General features: G+C 34.7%; 20 protein-coding genes. 19 read left to right on the forward strand and 1 reads right to left on the reverse strand.

Features of this window, described 5'->3' with window-relative positions; genetic code table 11:
• Window positions 1–31: 31 nt before the first annotated feature.
• The 4 genes from BMY18_RS14055 to feoB all read left to right on the forward strand — a co-directional run bounded on the left by BMY18_RS14055 (window position 32) and on the right by feoB (window position 6,866).
• A complete protein-coding gene (locus tag BMY18_RS14055) occupies window positions 32–2,356 on the forward strand; it encodes a cadherin-like beta sandwich domain-containing protein (protein WP_092455130.1) in 2,325 nt (774 codons plus the stop codon).
• A gap of 18 nt (window positions 2,357–2,374) precedes the next feature.
• Window positions 2,375–4,288: a cadherin-like beta sandwich domain-containing protein gene (locus tag BMY18_RS14060; RefSeq protein WP_092455132.1), complete on the forward strand. Its 1,914-nt coding sequence runs from the start codon at window positions 2,375–2,377 to the stop codon at window positions 4,286–4,288.
• Between the two features lie 297 nt (window positions 4,289–4,585).
• Window positions 4,586–4,819, forward strand: coding sequence for a FeoA family protein (locus BMY18_RS14065; RefSeq protein ID WP_092455134.1), 234 nt, complete (start codon window positions 4,586–4,588; stop codon window positions 4,817–4,819).
• Complete coding sequence (gene feoB, locus BMY18_RS14070) at window positions 4,809–6,866, forward strand: ferrous iron transport protein B (RefSeq protein ID WP_092455136.1); 2,058 nt, start codon at window positions 4,809–4,811, stop codon at window positions 6,864–6,866. The genes BMY18_RS14065 and feoB overlap by 11 nt, the downstream gene beginning before the upstream one ends.
• Window positions 6,867–6,988: 122 nt before the next feature.
• Here feoB and BMY18_RS14075 read toward each other — a convergent pair whose 3' ends face one another.
• Window positions 6,989–8,053 (reverse strand): tetratricopeptide repeat-containing glycosyltransferase family 2 protein, encoded by a 1,065-nt coding sequence (locus tag BMY18_RS14075; protein WP_092455138.1) that lies wholly within the window; start codon window positions 8,051–8,053, stop codon window positions 6,989–6,991.
• A 189-nt stretch (window positions 8,054–8,242) separates the two neighbouring features.
• Here BMY18_RS14075 and BMY18_RS14080 point away from each other — a divergent pair, with 189 nt between their 5' ends.
• From BMY18_RS14080 to BMY18_RS14155, 15 genes are all read left to right on the forward strand, one after another.
• Window positions 8,243–9,037, forward strand: coding sequence for a DUF8091 domain-containing protein (locus BMY18_RS14080; RefSeq protein ID WP_092455140.1), 795 nt, complete (start codon window positions 8,243–8,245; stop codon window positions 9,035–9,037).
• Window positions 9,038–9,051: 14 nt separating this feature from the next.
• On the forward strand, window positions 9,052–9,792 hold the full coding sequence (locus BMY18_RS14085) for a YjjG family noncanonical pyrimidine nucleotidase (protein ID WP_170841416.1): 741 nt from the start codon (window positions 9,052–9,054) through the stop codon (window positions 9,790–9,792).
• 86 nt (window positions 9,793–9,878) lie between these two features.
• On the forward strand, window positions 9,879–11,267 hold the full coding sequence (locus BMY18_RS14090) for an alanine/glycine:cation symporter family protein (RefSeq protein WP_092455144.1): 1,389 nt from the start codon (window positions 9,879–9,881) through the stop codon (window positions 11,265–11,267).
• Between the two features lie 301 nt (window positions 11,268–11,568).
• The gene (locus BMY18_RS14095; protein WP_092455146.1) at window positions 11,569–12,672 is read left to right on the forward strand and encodes a helix-turn-helix domain-containing protein; all 1,104 of its coding nucleotides are present in this window, start codon (window positions 11,569–11,571) and stop codon (window positions 12,670–12,672) included.
• Window positions 12,673–12,875: 203 nt separating this feature from the next.
• On the forward strand, window positions 12,876–13,082 hold the full coding sequence (locus BMY18_RS14100) for a PLDc N-terminal domain-containing protein (RefSeq protein ID WP_092455148.1): 207 nt from the start codon (window positions 12,876–12,878) through the stop codon (window positions 13,080–13,082).
• Window positions 13,082–13,999, forward strand: a complete 918-nt coding sequence (locus tag BMY18_RS14105; protein WP_092455150.1) for an ABC transporter ATP-binding protein — start codon at window positions 13,082–13,084, stop codon at window positions 13,997–13,999. Before BMY18_RS14100 ends, BMY18_RS14105 begins: the two co-directional genes overlap by 1 nt.
• Window positions 14,000–14,764, forward strand: a complete 765-nt coding sequence (locus BMY18_RS14110) for an ABC transporter permease (RefSeq protein ID WP_092455152.1) — start codon at window positions 14,000–14,002, stop codon at window positions 14,762–14,764.
• A gap of 670 nt (window positions 14,765–15,434) precedes the next feature.
• Window positions 15,435–16,187 carry a DeoR/GlpR family DNA-binding transcription regulator gene (locus BMY18_RS14120; protein ID WP_092455156.1) on the forward strand — a complete coding sequence of 251 codons (753 nt, stop codon included), beginning with the start codon at window positions 15,435–15,437 and terminating at the stop codon, window positions 16,185–16,187.
• Window positions 16,184–17,086 (forward strand): 1-phosphofructokinase, encoded by a 903-nt coding sequence (pfkB, locus tag BMY18_RS14125; RefSeq protein ID WP_092455158.1) that lies wholly within the window; start codon window positions 16,184–16,186, stop codon window positions 17,084–17,086. The genes BMY18_RS14120 and pfkB overlap by 4 nt, the downstream gene beginning before the upstream one ends.
• Window positions 17,087–17,134: 48 nt before the next feature.
• The gene (locus BMY18_RS14130) at window positions 17,135–19,066 is read left to right on the forward strand and encodes a PTS fructose transporter subunit IIABC (protein ID WP_092455160.1); all 1,932 of its coding nucleotides are present in this window, start codon (window positions 17,135–17,137) and stop codon (window positions 19,064–19,066) included.
• A gap of 164 nt (window positions 19,067–19,230) precedes the next feature.
• Window positions 19,231–19,497, forward strand: coding sequence for an HPr family phosphocarrier protein (locus BMY18_RS14135; protein WP_092455162.1), 267 nt, complete (start codon window positions 19,231–19,233; stop codon window positions 19,495–19,497).
• 153 nt (window positions 19,498–19,650) lie between these two features.
• Entirely contained in the window at window positions 19,651–21,345 is a 1,695-nt protein-coding gene (gene ptsP, locus BMY18_RS14140) for a phosphoenolpyruvate--protein phosphotransferase (RefSeq protein ID WP_092455164.1), read from the forward strand.
• Window positions 21,346–21,685: 340 nt separating this feature from the next.
• Window positions 21,686–22,405, forward strand: coding sequence for a GTP pyrophosphokinase (locus BMY18_RS14145; protein ID WP_092455166.1), 720 nt, complete (start codon window positions 21,686–21,688; stop codon window positions 22,403–22,405).
• A gap of 199 nt (window positions 22,406–22,604) precedes the next feature.
• Complete coding sequence (locus tag BMY18_RS14150) at window positions 22,605–24,074, forward strand: putative DNA modification/repair radical SAM protein (protein WP_092455168.1); 1,470 nt, start codon at window positions 22,605–22,607, stop codon at window positions 24,072–24,074.
• Window positions 24,075–24,195: 121 nt separating this feature from the next.
• Entirely contained in the window at window positions 24,196–24,942 is a 747-nt protein-coding gene (locus BMY18_RS14155; protein ID WP_092455170.1) for a TIGR03915 family putative DNA repair protein, read from the forward strand.
• The last annotated feature ends 671 nt before the right edge of the window (window positions 24,943–25,613 follow it).

Raw genomic sequence — 25,613 nt, forward strand, 5'->3', positions numbered from 1 at the left:
AATATCAAAATTTAATGAAAGGTGATTGAAGATGAGGTACATTAATAATAGAAGAACGAAAGCAGTATTGCTCGTGACAATTTTCTGCATTACATATTTATTCACATATATTTCATACATAAAGCCAATGACGGCATACGCGGCAACGACGGGGACTGTGAATGGAACAGGTGTTAACGTTAGATCTGCTCCAGATACTAGTACTTCGACAAATAAAATAACTCAACTGAATAGTCCGAAACAGGTTACAATTCTCGATACAGTTAATCCAACTGATACTTATGCATGGTATAGAATTGGCTTTGATAATAATGGAGTATATACAGAGGGTTATATAGCAGCAGAATTTGTAACTATAAATGTTACTTACACGGAAGATACTGATTTTGAAACATATATGAATGGGCAAGGATTTCCTGAATCGTATAAGGCTGGATTGCGACAGATGCATGCGCAGTACCCTAAATGGGTATTTACGGCTGATCATGTAAGTTATGATTGGAATACAGTTCTTACGGCAGAGTGCAAAATAGGTAAAAGTCTAATATCTGGCGGATCAATTGATTCTTGGAAATCAATGGCTCCTGGAGCGTATGATTATGATTCAGGGACATGGATTTCATTTGACAGTGGTTATTGGGTTACTGCGTCTCAAGCTTTAGTTTCCTATGCACTAGATCCAAGGAATTTTCTAAACAGTACGAATGTATTCATGTTTGAAAATCTCGGATATAATTCTTCTCTACAGACAGAAGCAGGTATTAATTCAATTGTTTCGGGTACGTTTATGCAATCTGTTGGAAGTATTGGGGATGGCACAGGGTTAGAGTTCAATGGAGTTAATTATTATTCATATGCGACTGGATTAATGAAGGCTGCCCAAATGTCTGGCGTTAGCCCATATCATCTTGCAACAAGGATTATCCAAGAGATTGGAAGTAATGGACAAAGTAATAGTATATCTGGTAAAACAATTGAGTATCCTGGATACTACAATTATTATAATTGGAATGCCTATGCATCTGGTGATTTAGAAGCAATTATTAATGGTTTAAGATATGCGACCGGGGAAGATTATGAAGCAACTTTAAGACCTTGGAATTCAAGAATGAGATCTATTATTGGTGGAGCGATTAAACTTGGTACAGGATATATTAATAAAGGACAGAATTCTTTGTATTATCAGAAGTTTGACTTAGTAACATCATTCTCCCATCAGTATATGACAAATATACTTGCTCCAAAAAGTGAATCAAGTATAGAGGCTAAAGCTTATAGTGATAGCATGAAGTCTTCTACGCCGATTGTATTTGCAATCCCGGTATATCAGAATATGCCAATTGGTATATGCGAGATACCAACAGGTACGAAAAGTTCTAATAATGATCTGGATTCACTTAGTGTAAGTAATACAAGTCTTACACCAACATTTGATTATACAACGACAAAGTATGATGTTATCGTTGATAATAGTGTATCAGAAATAAGCGTGTCAGCCGAGCCAAAAGTTTCATCAGCTTCAGTGAGTGGAATTCAGTCATATTCATTGGATGTTGGAACGAATACGATTAATGTTATCGTTACGGCTGAGAATGGAGCAACCAAAACATATACAATTACTGTAGTAAGGCGGGGGAATTCTAATAATTACCTCAGTTCATTAAGTGTAAATAATGGAACGCTTACACCAGGGTTTGATTCAAGCAGAACTAGTTATGATGTTAGTGTGGGCAATGGTGTATCTTCAATTGTTTTATCGGCACAACAACAGGATCCATCGGCTTCGGTTAGTGGGGCTCAGTCATATACCTTGAATGTTGGAACAAATACAATTAATGTTACTGTAACTGCAGAAAATGGCGAAATCAGAACATATACAATTAATGTAGCAAGAGATGCCGCACAAAATACGGGTGGTGATAGTGGATCAATAGATACCAATTCCTATGTAGTAAATGAATCTGGGAATGCAATATCAGGTGTTACAGTTGGAAGTAGTGCGGCAGATATATTAAGTGGAATCAGCTTCACAGGCTCGTATGTTGGTAAAATTGTAAAAACAGATGGCAGTGATAACAATGGAAAAATCTGTACGGGTGACCGTCTGGTTGTTACGAATGGAAGCGGTAATACGGTTAATGACTATACATTTGTAATCTATGGAGATGTAAATGGAGATGGTGAAGTCACGAGTATGGATCTTGCATATGTTAAGAGACACATATTAGGTGGTAGAGCGCTTGAAGGTGCCTATGCTTTGGCAGGAGATGCGAATAGGGCGGGAGATTCTATAACATCAATGGATTTAGCATACATAAAAAGAGCTGTATTGGGTGGAAGAAGCATTGTACAGTAACATAAGAAAGAGGACTATATGATGAAAAAATTACTTAAAACAAGTTACGTTATATTAATGGTAATGATTATAACAACTGGAATGATATCGATACCCGTAAAAGCGGCAGAATCTGCAAGTGTTATTGTTGGTTCTGGGACAGCACTGGTTGGAGAGGAAGTATCAGTTACAATAAATGTATCAGGCGGTGGTAGTAATATTATAATGTGTGATCTATGGATTTCATATGATTCTAAAATTTTGGAAGCATTACCAGGCTATACTTCTAACGCAGATGGAAATATTCGAATACTTGAAGATATGAACGCAAAGACTGCTTCGTTTACATTAAAATTTAAAGCGTTGACTAAAGGTTCATCAAATATATCGATTACTTCAAGTAGTATTATTACATCTATGATGGAGGATCGCGTGACAATAAACGCAAGTACAGGCAAAGTAACAGTGAACGTCCCTTCAGCAGATACACCTGCACCTGCACCAGGAGGAACCACTTATTCATCTAACAATAACCTGTCTTCACTTCAGATCAGTCCAGGTACTATATCACCTGCGTTTTCACCTAATGTAACGTCCTATACAGCGACTGTAGGATCTGATTGCACAGCACTTACTGTCAGTGCACCAACAGAAGACTCAACTGCAAAAGTAAGCGTCACAGGAAAAACAATGGACCCTGGTACAAATACAACTAAAATTATTGTTAAGGCGCAAAATGGTTCAACTAAAACATATGTAATTACTACAAATAAAGTAGCTGGAGCGACACCAACCCAAGCAGTTGATAATGCCGTAGTAGCTACCCAAGCACAGACAACCCCAGCAGTAGTGGCAGCAATAACTACCACAATAAATGGAGCAAGCTATAACGTTATCAGTGATTTTACAAATCATCCGTTGCCAACAGGATACACTGCAACAGCCTTTGATTTTAATGGTCAGTCAGTTACAGCTGGAAAAGGTGCTAACAACCTTACAATCATGTATCTTGAAAAAGCGGATGGAAGTGGTACTGGTAATTTCTATGTGTATGACACAGCATCTAAGACATTTTCGTTGTTAAGCACGATTACACAACCAGCACTAACATATACAATTCTTCCAATTACTTCAAGTATGGAAATACCGAATAATTATACGAAATCAACACTCACAATTAATGGAAATAGTGTTGATATATTAATCCCTAATGGCTCAGATGTTAAATATTGTTTGTTCTATGGTGTAGATTCAGCCGGAACATCAGGATGGTATCGCTTTGATTATACAGAGCAAACAGTTCAAAAATATTATGGGGAGGATTTATCATCTGCTGTTGTAGCATCTTCAAATGTCGCTGCACAAGGTGGCAATGTAAATCTCTGGAAGATAATAGCAGCTTCATCAGCATTGGCAGCAATTCTATTTTTGATAATAATGATTGTACTAGTATTTAAGTTAAGATCAAACCGTTCAGATCATGATTATGACGACGCTGATGAAGATGGTCAAGATATATTTAGCGCAATTACATATAACGAGTTACATAATAATGATGATGATGATGATGATCATCATGATGACTCAATTAACGATAATTCAAGTGACGAGGATTTAGATGTAAATAAATCAAATTCTAATGAATCGAATGCTAATAAATCTGAAAATAAAGAGGATCATAATTCGGAGATTGCTTCGGAGATAGGCGCTGATGCGGAGGCTGCAGCTACGATGAATATTGAATTTGAAGATGATGACCTTGATACGGAAAATGTATTTGAAAACGATGACTTTAGGGTTGATACAGAAGAATTATTTGATGATAATGATCAAAATAATGATATTTCGGATATGAAGGATATATTGGAGGATGATGATGATATTGACATTACCAAGAATGATGATGACGATGATTTTGAATTCCTTGATATTGAAGATTTAGAAGACAAATAGTTAGAAGACAAATAGTTAAAAGACAAATAGTTAAAAGAGGATGCCCTATGTCAGTACAAATTAATGTACTGATATAGAGCATTTTTGTTTTGCTAAGACAATCCTATATTTAAAATGTCTTAGCAAGTATTGAAATAATAAAAGGCAAATCTGCTGTTAACATTGTTATAGGATTAAATTATTAATAGTAGTTATAGGATTAAAATACTAATAGTAGTTGACAATCATCAAAATTCGAGTATAATCAAAAGAAGAGAGTTAGCAATGGCTAACACGTTGTAGCTTGTGGAGGTACGAATGAATTTATCAAATGGACTGATTGGGCATACATATATTGTTGAAGATATACAGCTTGAATCTAGTATTATGAGGCGTCTACAGATGCTTGGACTTACACAGGGTACATCCGTAGAATTACTTAATAAAAAGCGAAATGGTGCTTTGATATTTAAGGTAAGAGGTACTCGTTTTGCAATTGGGAAGAATGTTGCCGAAGGAATTTTGATTGGAGGTGGCACAGATGAGCAGTAGTAATGAGATAATAAATGTAGCATTTATTGGTAATCCGAATTGTGGTAAAACATCATTGTTTAATGATTATACAGGCGCTAAGTTAAAGGTTGCTAACTGGCCAGGCGTTACCGTAGAAAAAAAAGAAGGATCATATAAGTTTAGAGATAAAGAATACAAACTAGTGGATTTGCCAGGAATATATAGTCTGACTTCGTATACAATGGAGGAAAAACTATCAAGACAGTACATATTGGAAGATGAGGTAGATGTTATTATTGATGTCGCTGATGCCTCTTCATTGGAACGTAATCTCTATCTTACATTACAGCTTATTGAACTTGGAAAGCCAGTGGTTTTGGCACTTAATATGATGGATATTGTTGAAGAGCGTGGAATGGAAATAGACATTCACAGACTTCCAGAGATGCTTGGAATTCCAGTGATTCCGGTATCAGCGAGGAAGAAAACTGGGCTGGAAGTATTAATGCATGCAGTTGCTCATCATAAAAATAAGAGTTCACTAGAAAAACTTGAACATCATCATGATGAAAGCAGTAGTACCAAGCATAAGCATAATCACCACTATGAGTGTGTTATGGTATATAGTGATGATATTGAAGATATGATTGATGTTGTTACAGAAAGACTGCAGGTAAAGTATCCAGATATGATAAATTTCCGTTGGCATGCAATTAAGATGCTTGAAATGGATGATGAAATAACAGAAAGATACCCAATTGGATTAGCTGACATTGTATCAAGAAGCTATGAACTTGATATAATTAATCAGAAATATGATTTTATTGAAGAAGTGATACAGGAGTGCCTTGTCAACAAGGATAAAAAGGCGCATGTGACAGATATAATTGATGCTATATTTACAAACAGAATATTAGGATTACCAATATTTCTAGCAATAATGGCACTCGTGTTTTTCTTGACATTTACAATTGGAGATAGCTTAAAAGGTGTTTTCGAAATTTTTCTTAAATGGTTTAGTGGTTCTACGAGAGGTTTTTTAGGTAGCGTTGGTACAAACGAAGTATTGATTTCACTAGTAGTTGATGGAATTATTGCCGGAGTAGGCGGAATACTTACATTTTTACCGAATATTTTTATATTGTTTTTGGCACTTGCATTTCTAGAAGACAGTGGATATATGTCGAGAGTTGCATATGTAATGGATTCGATTATGGGGAAATTAGGCCTCTCTGGAAGAGCATTTATTCCAATGATGCTTGGATTTGGATGCTCGGTTCCTGCAATAATGGCATCTAGGTCGTTAGAAGATCCAAAAGACAGAATGAAAACGATACTTGTGACTCCGTTTATGTCTTGTAGTGCGAAATTACCAATTTACGTAATATTTTCACAAATGTTCTTCCCAAAACATGCGTTACTTGTAACCTATTCAATGTATTTGATTGGCCTTATGGTAGCGGTTATGGTAGCTCTGATATTAAATACATTTGATAAGAAAAAAAGCTTGCATTCATTATTAATCGAATTACCTGAATATAAGGCGCCGAATGCTAGAAGTATTGCAATTTATGTATGGGGAAAAGTGAAGGATTATTTATCGAAAGCAGGAACAACGATATTTTTTGCTTCCATCATAATTTGGGTAATCTTGAATTTTGGAACGCATGGAATGGTTACAGATATGTCGCAGAGTTTTGGTGCTTCCATTGGTAAAGCATTGTCACCGATATTTGCTCCAACAGGCTTAAATCAATGGAAGATCGTAGTTGCATTAATTGCTGGTATTGCAGCTAAGGAAATTGTAGTATCTAGTATGGGAATCCTATATGGAATCGGTAATATCAATTCAGTAGCAGGAATGGCGGGTATGTCTGCAGGGCTTGCAGCAACTGGATTTGGAGCGCTAAATGCATATTCACTTATGGTATTTTGTTTATTGTATGTTCCATGTGCAGCAACAATTGCCACAATTAAGAGAGAAACCCACTCATGGAAATGGACAATATTTGCAGTATGCTTTCAGTTAGGTGTAGCTTACTTTGTTTCTACATTAATCTATCAGGTTGGAAAATTGTTCCTGTAGATAATATCTTGCATGGTTTGAATATCTATAATTGAGTTGGCTTTAAAATAAGAAATAGGTGAGGATAATATATCCTCACCTATTTCTTGTTCTATTTTATTTATCTATTATAATGCGTCTATTTATTCAACTGGCAATTCCCATTCACGAGCAGCTTTCTCGTATTTTTTTCCATTGCTTGTATAAATATCGTAAAGTTCATTATCTTTATGTGTTGATACCAATTTTGCAAGTTCTTTGAAACAGTCAGATAAACGCCTGAGAGGCAGGTCGCCAGAACTATGAATATCTATAATGCTAGGAGTTTCATTAGCAGCATTAATATACCAAATAACAGCTTCTTCAAAATCGCCAAGTGAATAGAAATATTCTCCAAGTTCCATGCATATTTCAGCGCAAGGGTTATTTGCCATATCCTTTAAACATAGCTTGAAAAATTCATTATAATTTCCATAGAGTCTATATACTCGAGCAAGTACACAAGCAATATTTTTTCGCTCATCTTCTGTACGATTTTCATTTAGAAGAATAGTAGTAAAGAAATCCTTTACTGCAATAAAATCTTCATTTTCACCAGAAATGAATAATTCTTTGCAAAACATGATTAATACGTATTTCTCAAGCTTATAACCATTATTAAGGGCTTTTATAAATGTGGAAAAATCTCGCTTTGTGTTCGTCGTTTGTGGAAGATGGAGTATTTCAATATCGCTATCATATACAATTGGATCAATTTGAACCGTTTCGTGGATAGGAGATATCCATTTAAATGAGCGAACTCTTTTAAATAGTTTTGGACGATATTCTTTTTGGAAGTTATAAACAGTGTTGAAATCAGCACTTGTGACATATTTCATTTGAACAATGTCTATTTCGGGAAGTATTAGTTCTTTTAGTTGTTGAAAACGTCTATGGTTAATAGCATCTATTACTTCATCTGCATCAGCTACATAAATATAATCTTTTGTGGCTTTTGAAAATGAATAATTTCTTGCAGCAGAAAAATCATCAATCCATTCAAAATCATATATCTTATCAGTATAGTTTGAAGCAATTGCCTTGGTGTTATCGGTAGAACCTGTATCAATAATGATAATCTCATCCATAAGGTCCTTTATCGAATCAAGACATCGAGATAAAACTTTTCCTTCATTTTTAATAATCATGCACAAACTAATAGATATCATAGGTACCTCGTTCTCATTCGGAATTTTAGAATATATTTATGATTATTTTAACACAACGAAAATCGAAATACAATTATAATACCAATTGTAGCCACAAGCATAGAATTATGATAAAATTATGAGCAAGTAGTTAAGCGGATTGTAAATACCCGATTTAACAAAGTTGACTTGGACCAGGTGGCAAATACAATGAAAAATAAACCAGATAAATTAAATAGTGAATATTCACCGTACATTCACGAATATATAGATAAAGAAGCATTTGAAACTGCGAAGGAAAAGATTGTTGGAAAACTTCACAATAATAAGGGAATTGGGACATTATCTGAAAAAACGGTTCATGCGATCATGAAGAATTATTATGAACCGAATGAAGATAATCATGAGGTCAGAATTGAAGGATATGTTGCAGATATATATAATGAGCAGGGGATTATTGAAATACAGACACGCCAATTTAATAAAATGCGTGCAAAACTTTCTACATTTCTAAATCTGTATCCAGTGACAATTGTGTATCCAATGCCATATAACAAATGGGTACTGTGGATAGACAATGAAACAGGCGAGACTACAAAAAAAAGAAAAGCACCGAAGAAATGGAGTGCCTATGATGCTTTTTTTGAGTTGTATAAGATAAAGGAATTCTTAAAGAATCCAAATCTTAGAATGCATTTAGTACTTATGGATATGGAAGAATATCGTCTGCTCAATGGTTGGAATGTTACAAAAAAAAGAGGCTCCACAAGGTTTGATCGAATTCCTTTGGAAATCAAGCAAGAAGTTATGATTGAACAGCCAGAAGATTATATGCAGTTTATTCCATATGACATAGAAGAACAGTTTACATCAAAAGAATTTGCAAAGGCAGCAAAAATAAGCGTTGATACAGCAAGATTGGTACTAAATATTTTGTACTATGTCGGCGTAGTAAAAAGAGTGGGGAAAAATGGGAATAGTTTTGTGTACGAGGTGACAAATTGATGGGAGCAACGTTTATGAATAACCAAAATTCAAGTAAGAATAAAACAGATAAAAGTTGGGATTATGATTTCTTGTTGTTCGATGCGGATAGAACACTGTTAGATTTCGATAAAAGTGAACTAGTTGCATTGCAGCAGGTATTTGAAGAGTACGGAATAGAATTTAATGAGAAACTGCATTGTACATATACCAAAATCAATCATTATTTGTGGGATCAGCATGAATTAGGACTAATTAGCAGAGAGAAGTTGATTTATAAAAGGTTTGATGATTTATTTGTGCAGGAAAAAATAAAGATTGATTCGGTTGAATTTGAGGACAGATATCAGTTTTTACTATCGGAGCAAGCGTATCTAATAGAGGGTGCACTAGAACTAATCAAAAATCTTTCTATAAAATATAGTGTATATATAGTGACGAATGGCGTCAAGGATACGCAAATGAAAAGATTAGTGTCAACGGGAATAGCCAAATATGTAAAAAACATATTCATATCGGATGAAATTGGATATCAAAAGCCATCAAAGGAATATTTTGATATTGTTTTTAGTAGAATCCGTAATTTTGAAAAGACAAGAGCAATCATAATTGGGGACTCCCTTACTTCCGACATCAAAGGCGGAAATAACGCTGGGGTCGATACTTGCTGGTATAATCCACAGAAACTTCCACAAAACGCAGAGGCAGATGTAACATTTGAGATAGACAGCTTAGAGATACTTCGACAAAAATTATTGAATACCAAGATAATGTAATATACAAATAATAATATTATTATTCGAAAAGGGAAGGCTAAAAATGAAGATATGTAAATAAATATTTCGAAGGGGTGTTATTAACGATGGATTTTGTGATTTGGCTAAATAATAATATTGTATGGGGATTGCCGATGCTAGTGCTGATGCTAGGAACGGGGATATTCCTAACGATTCGAATCAAAGGGGTTATATTTACACGATTTGGTACGGTAATGACAAATACACTAAAAACAATATTTGAGAAGCAACAAAATACACAAGCGGGTACAATTACACCATTTCAAGCGGTATGTACAGCGTTAGCGGCAACGGTTGGAACAGGAAATATCGTCGGAATTGCAGTCGCAATTAGCGTGGGAGGGCCTGGAGCTATATTTTGGATGTGGGTAGCTGCGATTTTAGGAATGGTTACGAAGTACTGCGAGACAACGCTTGCAGTGGCATATCGTGAGAAAAATAAAAACGGAGATTACGTCGGAGGCCCGATGTATTATATCAGCAAGGGGCTTGGTTGGAAAAAAACAGCTTACTTATTTTGTATGTTTGCAGTACTGGCATCATTTGGCGTTGGAAATATGGTGCAGGCAAATTCCTTATCGGGCGGATTGAAAGCTGCACTTGATATCCCCACCTATATTACAGGAATTATCTTGGCGATTACGGTGGCATTGGTTATTCTTGGAGGGATTAAGCGGATCTCATTAATCGCAGAAAAACTTGTGCCATTTATGGCTGTCATGTATATATTGTCAGCGATAATTGTTTTGTTCATCAATATAGAAAGAATTCCTGCAGCATTTGAAATGATAATTTCAGCAGCATTTAGTAGTTCGGCGGCAGTTGGTGGGTTTGCCGGTTCAACGATGCTTTACGCTGCCCGAATCGGAGTTTCAAGAGGCGTTTTTACAAATGAAGCAGGTTTAGGAAGTGCCCCGATTGCACATGCAAGTGCAAATACGGACCATCCTTGCCGACAAGGCTGTTGGGGTGCATTTGAAGTGTTTTTTGATACAATCGTAATGTGTACAATTACAGCACTAGTAATTCTGACAAGTGGATTATGGACATCTGGAAATATGGATGGTGCACATATGTCTCTAGCAGCTTTTGAAAATGCCTTTCATGGCGGGCAATACATAGTATCGCTGGGATTAGTACTATTTGCATTTGCTACAATCATTGCATGGTACTATTATGCCGAAAAAGCAATTGAGTATATCGCTGGACAGAAGGCAATTATTGTCTATCGCATCGTGTATGTCATATTAGTTTTTGTAGGATGCACCGCAACCATTGAGATTGTATGGGAACTTGCAGATTTATTTAATGGATTAATGGCGATTCCCAATTTACTTGCTTTGATTGCGTTAAGTTCGAGCATTGTAAAATTAACAAATGATTTTTTTAGCTTTCCAGAAAAAATACGATCTAAAAATACCTCATATTCTTCATTTCTAAAAATAAAAAAATAATTATAAAAAAGTTATTAAAGAAGCTCTCAATCGTTGAAGAAACGATTGGGAGCTTTTTTGGTACAAATCAACTGCAAGTTGAAAAAATCAACCAAAATCAACCTCGATTCGATTGTAAAATAATACCACATGAAATATAATAAATTCATAGATAAGATAGGAGCCCATTGTGAATGAAAACCATATTCACATCCTGATTTAAAGTGCCGCTAAAGCGGCAAGATAGGAGCTATTGAGAATGAAAACCACATTCACATCCTGATATAAGTGCCGCTAAAGCGGCAAGATAGGAGTTTTGTAAATGAAAGAGATTAATCTTGCTTCAGTAGTTTCAGTAAAACGGAAAGAAAAGAAGATAACGCAAGATGGGCTTGCTAATTATCTGGGAGTGTCAAAAGCGGCTATTTCAAAGTGGGAGACAGCACAGAGCTACCCAGATATTACGATGTTACCTCATATAGCAACTTATTTTGACATAACGATTGATGAACTGATTGGATATGAGCCTCAGATGGAAAGTACAGAAATTAAGAAATTATATCATAAGCTCAGTCATCAGTTTGCAAAAGAACCCTTTGATATTGTACATGAAAGGTGCAATGTAATCATAAAAAAATATTATTCGTGTTTTCCACTACTGCTACAGATTGGAATTTTACTATTAAATCATTCGATGTTAGCTGGATCAACGGAAAAGACGCAAAAAGTGATTGAACAAGATAAGCAGTTATTTGAACGGGTAAAATCAGAGACAGATGATGTACATGTAGCAAAACAGGCGTTGTATTTGGAAGCATACTGTTGTCTGATGCAGAATAATCCAGCTGAAGTGCTTGTTTTATTAGAAGGAACGGATACGCTTTCGATGTCTAACCGAGGATTATTTGCACAAGCATTTTATATGATGGGAAATATACCAAAGGCAAAAGAAAAGATACAAATGCAGATTTATGAAAATATAGTAGAGATGTTTGGTGCGTTTCCAATGCTATTTACCTTAAATACAGATGATCCAGTTAAGCTAGATGAATGTGTTGAAAGAGCTTTGGCATTAGAAAAAATATTTGCTGTAAAGCGATTTCATCCAGCTATAGTAATTACAATGCTGTTATCGGCAGCAGGAACTTATGCAACAATCAATAACAAAGAAAAAACGCTCGAATTACTAGAAGAATATGCAAAAGTTTCAGCTAGCGGCATATTTCCATTTAAGCTACATGGAGATGAATTCTTTGATATGGTTGATGGAGCATTGGCAAATCTTGATTTGGGAACTGAGATGGTAAGAAGTGAAGAGACTGTAAAACAAAGCATGCTACAAGGAGTAACACTAACTCCAGTATTTCAGCAATATAGCAATGATGTAAGATTTAAAAGTGTAGTTAAAATGCTAGAGAGTATATAAAGTACTGATGTTTGAGATTAAAAGATAAAGAAATTATCAAAGAATTATAATTTGGTATATTTAAAAGTGTATCAGCAATTATAAATGTTATGGAACTCTAAGTCAAAAAGTATGAATGATTCTATGATTCATACCCAAGTTTGTGTCTGCATTGCGTTTCACAAACTTGATATGCAAAGAAAGCAGTGCAGAGGTGAGGGATTATGAATACAGCACAGATAATAGAACTTTTACCATTTTTAATACCATTAGTTGTAGTAGAGTTATCCTTGGCTATAATAGCTTTGGTGCATGTTTTGAGACATCCGAACTACAAGTTTGGAAATAAAATAATGTGGGTAGTGATCGTATTGATTGTACAGTTTATTGGACCAGTCATTTACTTTACATTAGGCAGAGGTGATGAATAGTGGAAATACTTAAAGTAGAGAATTTGTGCAAAAGCTTTGGAACTCATAAGGTAATTGATGGTTTGAGCTTTAGTGTGGATGAGCATACAATCTATGGATTTCTAGGCCAAAACGGATCGGGTAAGACAACCACAATGAAGATGATACTAGGTTTGTTAAAATTAGATAGTGGAACGATAACAATATGTGGCGAAAAGGTAACCTATGGGGAGACAAAAACCAACAAATATATTGGATTTTTGCCTGATGTACCAGAGTTTTATGGCTATATGAGACCCATGGAATATCTTAAACTTTGCGGAGAGATAACTGGATTATCAAAGCAAGCAATCAAAGAAAAGAGTGAAGAACTCTTGACATTAGTTGGACTTATTGATGTGAAACGAAAAATTGGTGGATTTTCGAGAGGGATGAAGCAACGACTTGGAATTGCGCAGGCATTATTAAATGAGCCTAGAATTTTAATCTGTGACGAGCCAACCTCCGCACTTGATCCTGTTGGAAGAAAAGATATCCTTGATATTCTCCTTTCTATAAAAGATAAGACAACCGTAATATTTTCAACACACATTCTTTCAGATGTTGAGCGGGTTTGCGAAAATATCGGTATGATTAATGATGGAAAACTTGCAATTTCAGGAAATATAAATGCATTAAAAGAAGTCAACCGACATGACATTATATATATTGAATTTGAGAGTGAAAATGATAGGAAACTGGCATACTCCAGTTTAGAAAAAATGGAAGACATTAAAGAAATAATCGTTGAAAAAAACTCACTTACAATTAAAGTACATGATGTGAAAAAAACAGGTAACAGTATCATTCATAAACTTGCGGGAGAGCAGTTATATATATTAAAATATGAAATACTTGAGCCAACCCTGGAAAGTATTTTTATGGAGGTGGTTAAGTAAATGAGAGGATATATGGCATTTGTTAAAAAAGAGTTTATGGAAAACACGCGTACGTACAAACTATTAATCTTATTTGCAGTATTTTTAATATTTGGTATGATGGGGCCAGTAATTGCGAAACTAACACCAGAATTGATAAAGTCAATGGATCTGCAGGGTATTCCATTTACGATACCGGTACCGACAGCTAAAGATTCATATATACAATTCTTCAAAAATGATGGACAGATGGGTTTGCTGATTTTAGTTCTTATATTTGGTGGGACTTTAACAAGGGAATACACAAAAGGTACCTTGATTAATGTATTGACAAAAGGGTTGCCTCGTAAGACTGTAATATTTGCAAAATACACAGTGGGTTCAATTCTTTGGACAGTAAGCCTTGTGTTGTCACTTTTGACAACTTATGGATACACAGTATATCTATTTCCAAATGATAATGTATATAACATTGTTCCATCAGTTGGATGTTTATGGATATTTGGATTGTTTTTACTTGCAGTGATCATATTTGCTTCCACTTTAGTGGAGAGCAGTTATTCTTGTTTATTAATTACTGCGTTGATTTTAATCCTTTTATTTACAATCAATATTGTCCCAGCAATTGTGCCATACAACCCAGTGTTGTTAGCGTCTGGAAACGTCTCTATGTTGGAACAAGGGTATGATTTTTCAGATGTGATAAAATCGTTGTCTGTTACAATAGTTGCAATTGTGGGGTTGATTTGGGCGGCAGTGATTATATTTAATAAGAAGAAGATATAGGTTTGGTTTTGATTTTAGTGCATGGAGGGTTGAGGGGAGGGGTTGAGTGAATATTAATTTATAATGATGTATTTACCTTGCCTTTCCTTCAAGCAGCCTGTTTTTTTGCTAGCCTCAGAGATGATGAAAAGTCTCACTTCGTTCGATTTTTCATCTGAGTCTAGGAAAAAACATAGGCGCTGCTTTCAGCCGGTCTGCGGTAAATGCATCATTATAAATTAATATTCACCGGCTACATTTCGACATGGGTTGAGACTGAAATTAAAACCGAAGGGGAGAAAGGCGAAAGGGCGAAGGGCAAAAGTACAAAAGCACAAAAGTACATAAGCACAAAAGCACAAAAGTACAAAAGTACAAAAGCACAAAAGCACAAAAGTATAGGCACAAAAGAAATTAGTACATAAGAAATAAGGTTTTGGTATAAGTGAGAAAAGCTTCAAGCATTTGGGAAATATCAAATGTTTGAAGCTTTTTGGTCGTTTTTGGCAATACTACAATGGAAATATCTCAATATTGATAGTAATTGTCAAGTGCCGTTTTGAAGGCGCTTGAATAATAATGACAAAAAATACTAAAAATATAAAATATATAATGATTTATGAAAGAAAATGAAAGAAAATGATTGACATTGACCGAAAATGATTGTATTATAAAAAAAAGGAGATATGCCATGTTGACACTTGAAAGACAAAACTTAATATTGAATATACTTAAGGATAAGAAAACGGTATCTATTACGGAGCTTACAAATGAACTTGATGCTTCAGAATCAACAATTAGACGTGACTTAACGATTCTTGACAAACTTGGGAAACTTAGTAAAGTTCATGGTGGAGCAATTGTAATTGATGAGTATTTTACAATATTTGAAGCGAATGTGGAGACAAAATCAACTTTGAATATAGAAGAGAAAACTTCAGTTGGAAAGTATGCAGCATCACTTATTAATAATGATGATTTTATATTCATCGATGCAGGAACAACAACTGAGAAGTTGATTGACTATATAAGTAATACTAAGGCAATCTTTGTAACAAATGGTATTGTACATGCGAAGAAGCTGATCCAAAAAGGTTGTAAGGCATATGTAATTGGAGGAGAACTTAAGTTAGCTACGGAGGCTATTGTTGGCGCCGATGCAATTAGTAACTTGAAGAAGTTTAACTTTACAAAGTGCTTTGTTGGGACAAATGGAATAAGCATTGATAAAGGGTATACAACACCAGATTTAGAGGAAGCGCTTTTGAAACGAGAAGCGATTAACAGAAGTTATATTTCCTATATATTAACAGATCACACGAAATTTGGAAAAGTTACATCTGTTACATTTTCGGACATTGATAAGGCATGCATCATAACAGATTATTTGCCGGATGAAAAGTTCAGAAAAGCAACAGTAGTTAAGGAGGTGTTGAATAAGTGATATATACAGTGACATTTAATCCAGCTATTGATTATGTGGTTCAAGTAGATGACTTGACAATTGGTGAAGTGAATAGAACAACATATGAACAAATGTACTACGGAGGAAAAGGAATTAATGTTTCAACAGTATTAAGAAATTTGGACATTGATAGCATAGCGCTTGGCTTCGTAGCAGGATTTACAGGAAGCACAATGGAAAAAGGCGTTAAGGAACAAGGCGTTACAGCCGATTTTATCCGACTTGAAGAAGGAATGACAAGGATAAATGTAAAGATAAAGTCAGGTAAGGAAACTGAGATTAATGGTCAAGGTCCTACGATAACACCAACCGCCTTAGAAGAATTATTTGAAAAAATTAATAAGATCAGTGATGGCGATATATTAGTATTAGCTGGAAGTATTCCGACTACGATGCCAGATGATATCTATGAAAATATAATGGCTCGAGTGGAGAGCAAGCAAGTTAAAGTTGTTGTAGATGCGACGAAAGACTTGTTGATGAATGTTTTGAAGTTTCATCCATTTTTAATCAAACCCAATAATCATGAATTAGGCGAAATGTTTGGAGTAACATTAAAGACGGATGAGGAAATAACATATTATGCAAAAGAGCTTCAAAAAAAAGGTGCACAAAATGTATTGATATCTATGGCTGGAGAAGGCGCCATACTAATTGATGAAAGAGGAAAGTTTTACAAGATTGGGGTACCAAAAGGAAAGGTGTTAAATTCAGTTGGTGCAGGAGATTCTATGGTTGCAGGCTTTATAGCAGGATATCTAAGATGGAGTGATTATGGGATGGCACTTAGACTTGGAACTGCAGCTGGAAGTGCAACCGCATTTTCAAAAGGACTCGCGTCTGGAGAATTTGTACAGGAATTATTGGCTGAAATATAATGTGATACAAAAGCAAAAAACATCTAAAATGTATAGGAGGAATTTAGTATGAGAATTACGGATTTACTTAAAAAAGAGGGTATATTATTAAATGTATCCCCAGCTTCAAGAGACGAAGCTTATGATATATTAATTGATTTACAAGCAAAATTAGGAAATATCAGTGACAAAGAAGAATATAAAAGAGGGATTTTTGAAAGAGAAGCGCAGTGTACAACAGCCATCGGAGAAGGATTGGCTATTCCACACGCAAAGAACAAGGCCGTAAAAAAACCAGGACTTGTAGCAATTACAGTACCGGGTGGAGTTGATTGTAATTCAATGGATCAAGCTCCAACTAATTTGATATTTATGATTGCAGCGCCAGAAGGCGGTAGCGACATACATCTTGAAGTATTAGCAAACCTTAATAAAATTCTTATGGATCCAACATTTAGAGCAAAATTACTAGCAGCTAAGAATCCTGAAGAGTTCATGAAAATTGTTGATCAAAAAGAAACAGAAAAATTTGGAGGACAAAAGATGGAAAATACAGGATTTAGAATTCTTGCAGTAACAGCTTGCCCAACAGGGATCGCACATACATTTATGGCAGCAGAAGCACTTGAATTAAAAGGTAAGGAATTAGGATATGCGCTAAAAGCTGAGACAAATGGATCCGGTGGCGCTCAGAATGTTCTTACGAAAGAAGAAATTGCAAAAGCAGATGGTATTATTATTGCTGCAGATAAAAATGTAGAAATGGCAAGATTTGATGGTAAGAAAGTTTTGAAAGTGAAAGTTTCTGATGGAATTAGTAAACCACAGGAATTAATTGAAAAAGTAATTAGCGGAAATGTTCCTGTTTACCACCATGAAGGTGGCGCAGAAGAAGAATCTGGTCAAGGCGAAGGCGTGGGCCGTCAGATATACAAACATTTAATGAATGGTGTTTCAAATATGCTTCCATTTGTAATTGGTGGTGGTATTCTAATCGCACTTGCATTCTTGTTGGATGTTTTCGATCCAAATAAAGCTTCGTCTTTTGGGTCTGGAACACCAATAGCAGCATTGTTTATGACAATTGGTGGTACTGCATTTAGCTTCATGTTACCAGTTCTTGCAGGTTACATTGCAATGAGTATTGCTGATAGACCTGGACTTGCAGTTGGTTTCGTAGGTGGTATGCTTGCTAAGTTAGGCGCATCAATATCATTTTCAGGTGGAGCATTAGTAGTAGTAAAAGAAGGCGTTTCACCAGGTTTTCTTGGAGCATTGATTGCAGGTTTCGTAGGTGGTTTCATTGTATTAGGACTTAAAAAGTTATTTAGTAAAATGCCAAAAAGTCTTGAAGGTATCAAACCAGTCCTTATTTATCCGGTAGCAGGTATATTCCTTGTTGGTATTGTAATGTTGTTTATTAATCCTTATGTGGGTAATATTAACACAGCTATGACAAATGGCCTTAACACATTGGGTAGTGGAAATATGATCTTATTAGGTATCGTAGTAGCAGGAATGATGTCAGTTGATATGGGTGGACCAATCAATAAAGCAGCTTATGTATTCGGAACAGCTACACTTTTTGATGCAGCAGGAGGCTCAGTAGCTTCGCCTATAATGGCAGCAGTTATGGTTGGTGGTATGGTTCCACCATTGGTAATCGCATTGTCAACAACATTCTTTAGAAATAAATGGACAAAACAACAAAGAGAAGCTGGTTTTGTTAATTATATTATGGGATTGTGTTTTATCTCAGAAGGTGCAATTCCATTTGCAGCAGCTGATCCGATCAGAGTTATTCCATCATGTATTATTGGTTCAGCAGTAGCTGGAGCAATCTCGGTTATTATGAACTGTACACTTAGAGCTCCTCATGGTGGTGTATTTGTATTCGGAGTAGTCGGAAACACATTAGGATATGTAGTTGCTTTATTAGTTGGTTCTGTAGTTGGAGCTATCATCTTAACAACATTAAAGAAACCAATTAAAAATATGTAAATAAATATAAATTTTGATTTTTAATAGAATTGTAGTATAATTAGAATTACAAGTATAAAAAAAATATAAAAAGATAATGATACGTGTGAAGGAAAAGGTCTTTCACACGTAAATTATCTATATAAATGAATACAATCATTTGTATGAAAAAGGAGGTAAGAATTATGGTATCAAGTAAATTTACAATCAACAATGCACAGGGGCTTCATATGAGACCAGCTGGTATTTTAACAAATGCATTAAAAGGATTTGATTCAGAAGTTTCGATTATTAAAGATGGTGAAGTAGTGAATGCCAAAAGTATCATGAATGTTATGGCTGCTTGTATCAAATTTGGCGCTGAAATAGAAGTACAATGTGATGGTACAGACGAGCAAGCGGCACTAGATAAATTCACAGAACTTGTTGCAAGCGGATTTGGCGAAGCATAAATTGTGAAAAGCCAAGGCTTTTCACATTGCAAGCTTTTGCCTTCGGCAAAACTTGTGAACATGTGAAGGCAGGAAAAGGCTTTTTACACTGCAAGCTTTTGCCTATAGCAAAACTTATGAAATTAGATAATGAATGTTTTTGAAGGAGGAATTATGTATAAGGGAATAGCTGCATCAGATGGAATTGGGATAGGAAAAGTCGTAATAATTAAAGAGAAAAGTCTTTCTTATACATCATACACTCCTAAAAGTATTGAACAAGAACTTATCAGATTTGAACAAGCGGTTACTGATTTTACAGACAAGACGATGGCAATGGCAGAACGTATAAAAAATCAGATCGGTCAAAAGGAGTCAGAAATACTTGAAGGACAGATACTGATGATATCAGATCCAATGGTATGCTCGGAAATTGAGAAATCAATTAAGTCTGATAAATGCTCTGAAGAAGCAGTATCAACAGTCTGTGACACATTTATACAGATGTTTTTAGGGATTGAAGATGAGATGATGAAGCAACGTGCAAGTGATATCGGTGATATTAAGACAAGATTACTTGAAATTTTGCTTGGGGTTGAAGTCGCAGATATTAGTGCGGTTGCGCCTGGTACAATATTAATTGCAAAAGATTTAACGCCTTCAATGACAGCTGGAATAATTAAAGAAAATGTAGTTGGAATTATTACAGAAGTTGGTGGAAAAACATCTCATTCGGCTATATTAGCTCGAGCTTTAGAGATACCTGCAGTGCTTAGTGTAGCAAATATTACTTCATTATGTAAAGATGGTGAGGAACTTGTTGTAGATGGTTTTGACGGATGTGTGATTGATAATCTAACAGATAGTATAAAACTGCAATATTCTGAAAAACAGCACGCCTATATTGAATATAAGAAAGCACTTTCAACATATGTTGGCAAAAAAACAGTGACTGCCGATGGGCTAGAAGTTGAGTTATTTGGAAATATCGGAAAACCTGAAGACGCTGTTACAGTAACAGCGTGTGATGGGGAAGGTGTTGGATTATTTAGAACAGAATTTTTGTTTATGGATAAATCTACAATGCCTAGCGAGAAAGAACAGTTCGAAGCTTATAAGAAGGCGGTTATAGCATTAAAGGGTGGGACCGTAATTATCAGAACACTTGATGTAGGTGGCGATAAGGAAATTCCATATCTTGATCTTGGAAAAGAAGATAATCCATTTCTAGGCTATAGAGCAATTAGAGTTTGTCTTCAAAGAGAAGATGTATTTAAACCACAACTTAGAGCACTTCTTAGAGCCAGTGCGTTCGGTGACATTCGAATAATGGTACCGATGGTAACTTGTGTAGATGAAATTAGAAGTGTTAAGAAATTAGTGAAAGAATATATGCTTGAACTTGACGGAGAAAGTATTTCTTATAACAAAGATATTAAAATTGGGGTTATGATTGAGACACCAGCGGCTGTATCCATCGCTGATATTCTTGCCAAAGAAGTCGATTTCTTCAGTATTGGGACCAATGACCTTACACAGTATACAATGGCAGTGGACCGAGGAAATGCGAAAGTAGCATATCTATATTCTGCATATAATCCAGCAGTTCTAAGATCTATAAAACATGTAATAGAGTGTGGTAAAAAGGCCTCAATTCCAGTTGGAATGTGTGGCGAATCAGCAGCCGACAAAGCCCTGATTCCACTTCTTATATCATTTGGGTTAGATGAATTCAGTGTTAGTCCATCTTCAATACTTGCAACAAGAAAAGTGATATCAGAAGTAAGTAAGGAAGCAGCTGATAAACTAGCACAAGAAGTTATGAAATTGGAAACTGCGAAAGAGATTGCTGAATTACTTAACAAGTGATTCAATAAAAATATAACGATTTGTATAATAAAGGATTGAGTATTTTTCAATCCTTTATTTTTGCGTTAATTATTAATATTTTCATATTAAAGCAGTATGATATGGAATTAAAAAAGATTGTTAAGTTGTTAAGAAATAAACTGAACTAATTAATGATAATTTGTAACCATAAAGTGGTTAGAAAAAAATCAAGTAATATAAATGTTTCGATATATCCATTAATATTTATAATATATTTAATACTAAATTAATTGATTATGTCTCGGAAAAGAACTATAATTAAGAAAGAGATTAGTTCAATAAAGGTTTCTAATTATTAAGAAAATATAGGTGTTAATATATGGAATTACCAATGATTTATTATGAAGAAGATTTGTGGAGTAAAACGTTATTGATTTATGATTCTGCATTGAAGGAAATTAATACGAAGTTAGAGATATTAAATAATGAATTTAAATTGAATCACCAATATAATCCGATTGAGCATATTACTTCACGATTAAAAACACCAGAAAGCATTTCTAAAAAACTTAAACACAAAGGTTTGCAAGTAACAATTGAAAATGTTTTGAAGTGTATTAATGATGTGGCAGGTATTCGAATTATCTGTTCATTTACTTCCGATATTTATAATATTGCTGCGTTAATCTCGAGGCAAAGTGATGTGGAAGTTCTAAAAGTAAAAGATTACATCTGTAATCCAAAGCCGAATGGGTACATGAGTTATCATATGATAATTACAATACCAATATTTTTATCGAATAGAGTGGTTAATACCAAGGTAGAGATACAGATTCGAACAATCGCAATGGATTTTTGGGCAAGCTTAGAGCATAAGATGTATTATAAGTTTGATGGGAATTCACCGGAGCATATCCGTAGAGAACTTAAGGAATGCGCAGATATTGTAAGCTTTCTCGATAAAAAGATGCTATCCATTAATGAAGAGATTCAAACCTACAAAGAGGATCAAGAGATTTATGAAGAAGATATTGTTGAAGAAGTGTATGAGGAGACAATATATAGTTATAATTACATAGAGATTAATGAGAAACCCTAATTTCGTTATGAAAATAGGGTTTTGTTTTTTTTGAAACAAACACTTGTTCTTGCACGAAAACAGTGGTAAAATAATATCAAAGAACATACATTCGAAATCATGCATTCAAAGTCGAGCATTTAAAATCATCGAATTGAGTGATGAAACAAGTAATGGAGTTTTTATTAATAATTTCATGTAAAGAATAGTAGGTATTGATATGATAATTCAAAATGAAATGACGACAATGGAGAAGTTAACAATATTGTCTGATGCTGCAAAATACGACGTCGCCTGCACTTCTAGTGGTGTTGATAAAAAGAACAATGGGCAGGGAATGGGAAATGCACAAGCATGTGGAATCTGCCATAGCTTTTCGGCCGATGGACGATGTATTTCACTATTGAAGATATTATTTACGAATGAGTGTGTGTTTGATTGTAAGTACTGCGTGAATAGATCTTCGAATGATGTCGTAAGAGCTACATTTACTCCGGAAGAAGTTTGCTCGCTCACAATGGAATTTTATAGAAGGAATTATATTGAAGGTCTGTTCTTGAGCTCTGGAATTGTGAAGAGTCCAGATTATACGATGAAACTATTATGTGAGACGGTAATGTTGCTTAGAGAAAAGTATCACTTTGGGGGTTATATTCATTTAAAAGGTATTCCTGGAGCTTCACCAGATTTGATAGAGGCTGCCGGATGGTACGCAGATAGAATGAGTGTGAATCTAGAGCTTCCAACAGCAGACGGGCTAAAATCATTGGCGCCTCATAAGACCAGGAAAAATATTTTGACTCCTATGAGGCAGATTCAAAACGGAATTATTGATAACAAAAATCAGAATGTGATTGGAAGCAATAAAAGCTATAATGCCAGTAAGAATTTAATTTTATCCAATGCAGAACTGAATTTTGAAGAGTCTTCAAATAAGCAGATAATCACGAATATATCCAGCATGGATTATGCGCTAGCAACTCAGAATAAGCCCAAGTTTGTGCCAGCTGGCCAGAGTACGCAGATGATAATTGGAGCAACTGCAGAAAGCGATTATCAGATTGTTACAGTAGCAGAGGCACTTTATAATCAATATGATTTGAAAAGGGTATTTTATTCAGCATTTATTAATGTGAATAAGGATTCCACTTTACCAGCGCAGTTGGGAGGCGTTCCACTTTTAAGAGAGCATAGATTGTATCAGGCGGACTGGTTGCTTAGGTTCTATGGATTTAAGTCCAATGAATTATTATCTGAAGATAAGCCTAATTTCAATGTTTTATTAGATCCTAAGTGCGATTGGGCTATCAGACATTTGGAACAATTCCCAGTAGAGATTAACAGAGCAGATTACTATACACTACTTAGAGTACCAGGTATTGGCGTCAATTCTGCTAAGAGAATTGTCAAAGCTAGAAGGAGTTCAAATCTAAGTTTTGAAGATATCAAAAAGATGGGTGTTGTATTGAAACGAGCACTATACTTTATAACATGCGTAGGTAAGATGATGTATGACACGAAGATTGAAGAAAATTATATTACAAGTAATTTAATAGGTATAGATAAAAGAAAAACATTTGAAATAGAAAATCATAATAGCTATAAACAGCTATCGATTTTTGATGATGTTGGATACAATATTTTGCCCGATCATATGGAAGGGATAAAAGCACTGGCAGGTCAGATGTAAGCAGAATATATTAGGCGCTTGCAGGTCAGATGTAATCAGAAATTTATGACGCTTACAAATTAGGTGTGATTTATAATTGAATATAAGCGTATTTCTACAATTTAAAAAAGGAGAATCCAGTATGGATAAGATAACATGCGTATGCGAAGATTCAGTTGATGGGATATTTACAGCGATATATAAGGCTTGGGAAATTGGGACAAGTAAGACGTCAATCGAAGTCAAAGGCATGAAGACAATGACGTTATTCACTGAATATATCGAAGTGAAAACGGATTCTGAATTAGCTGCAAAAGTTGCTGCCTCGATTCATAATAAGATATCACAAGAAGTTTATTTATATATATACAGGGCATCATTGTCAGATAATCCAGATAAAGCACAGTATATTTACGAATTCCTTTTAAAAGCTTTTCGTATAGGCAAAGATATTATTCATTATCTACAGGATGAATCGGTAATGAAAGTCTTTGAGTTGGCAAGAAAGGTGGGCAATGAGGCTCACAGGTATCTTGGCTTTGTTAGATTTTGTGAATTAGAGAATGGAATCTTATCAGCTAAGATTAATCCGTTAGTGAATGTTGTATCGATAGTTGCTCAACATTTTGCCGATAGACTTCATAATGAGAACTGGGTTATTCTCGATACGACAAGAAATATTGCAGCTGTTCATAGGGATGGATATGGATTCATATTGACTAATAATATATCGGAACAAGATTTAAATCGATTTTCCAATAAGTCAGAGAATGAAGAAAAGTATCAGCTACTCTGGAATAGATTCTTTGACACGATAGCAATTGAAGAAAGAAAGAATAAAAAGTTACAGCAGCAATTAATGCCATTAAGATATAGAAAATATATGTAAAAGTTTTTTTTCGTTTCTTCATATAAAATAAATATCCTTAAGCAGGATATGTTAATTAGTCACATATTTATATGATTTTTGCTTCCCATGTTGGTACGATATTCTAAAGGAAAATTATGTTTACTATTAGTTAATATTATTATGAAATAGTAAGCGCTTATATAGTGGAATAAAATGTATTTAGAATTCGGATTATAATCATCATAAAAAGAAAGCAGTTCAGCTTGATGCACTAAGAATTATATTGGATAGCAAATAATTATCTAAAAAAAAGTAAAATGGTATAACATATAAATCATTTACTAAATCACTTACTTAGTAACCAGTAGGTGATTTTTTTGATGTCTAAATCTAATCTTTTAACTTCCTAAACTTTAGTATATATCTAAAATTTCCCGTTTAGGGCTAAAATACTACCGTTTGAGTTTAAACTATTGATTATACTTATCTCAAATGCTATTGTTCATAATAGAACCTCGTTTTTATTAAATATAACTTCTCACTTAATAGGTGCTAAAGTGAAACTGAGGAATGGCGAGATAGACAAGGTTGTTCATATTTCACCTTAGGATATGGAAAACCAATTACTATTATACAGAAATTCGAAAAATCAGTGATCAACACATCATATGTTTCTTATGAAAGCCATTAATATATCACGTTAAGATAAA

It is taken from the genome of [Clostridium] fimetarium, assembly GCF_900111235.1.
In the GTDB taxonomy this organism is placed as follows: Bacteria; Bacillota; Clostridia; order Lachnospirales; family Lachnospiraceae; genus Clostridium_N; species Clostridium_N fimetarium.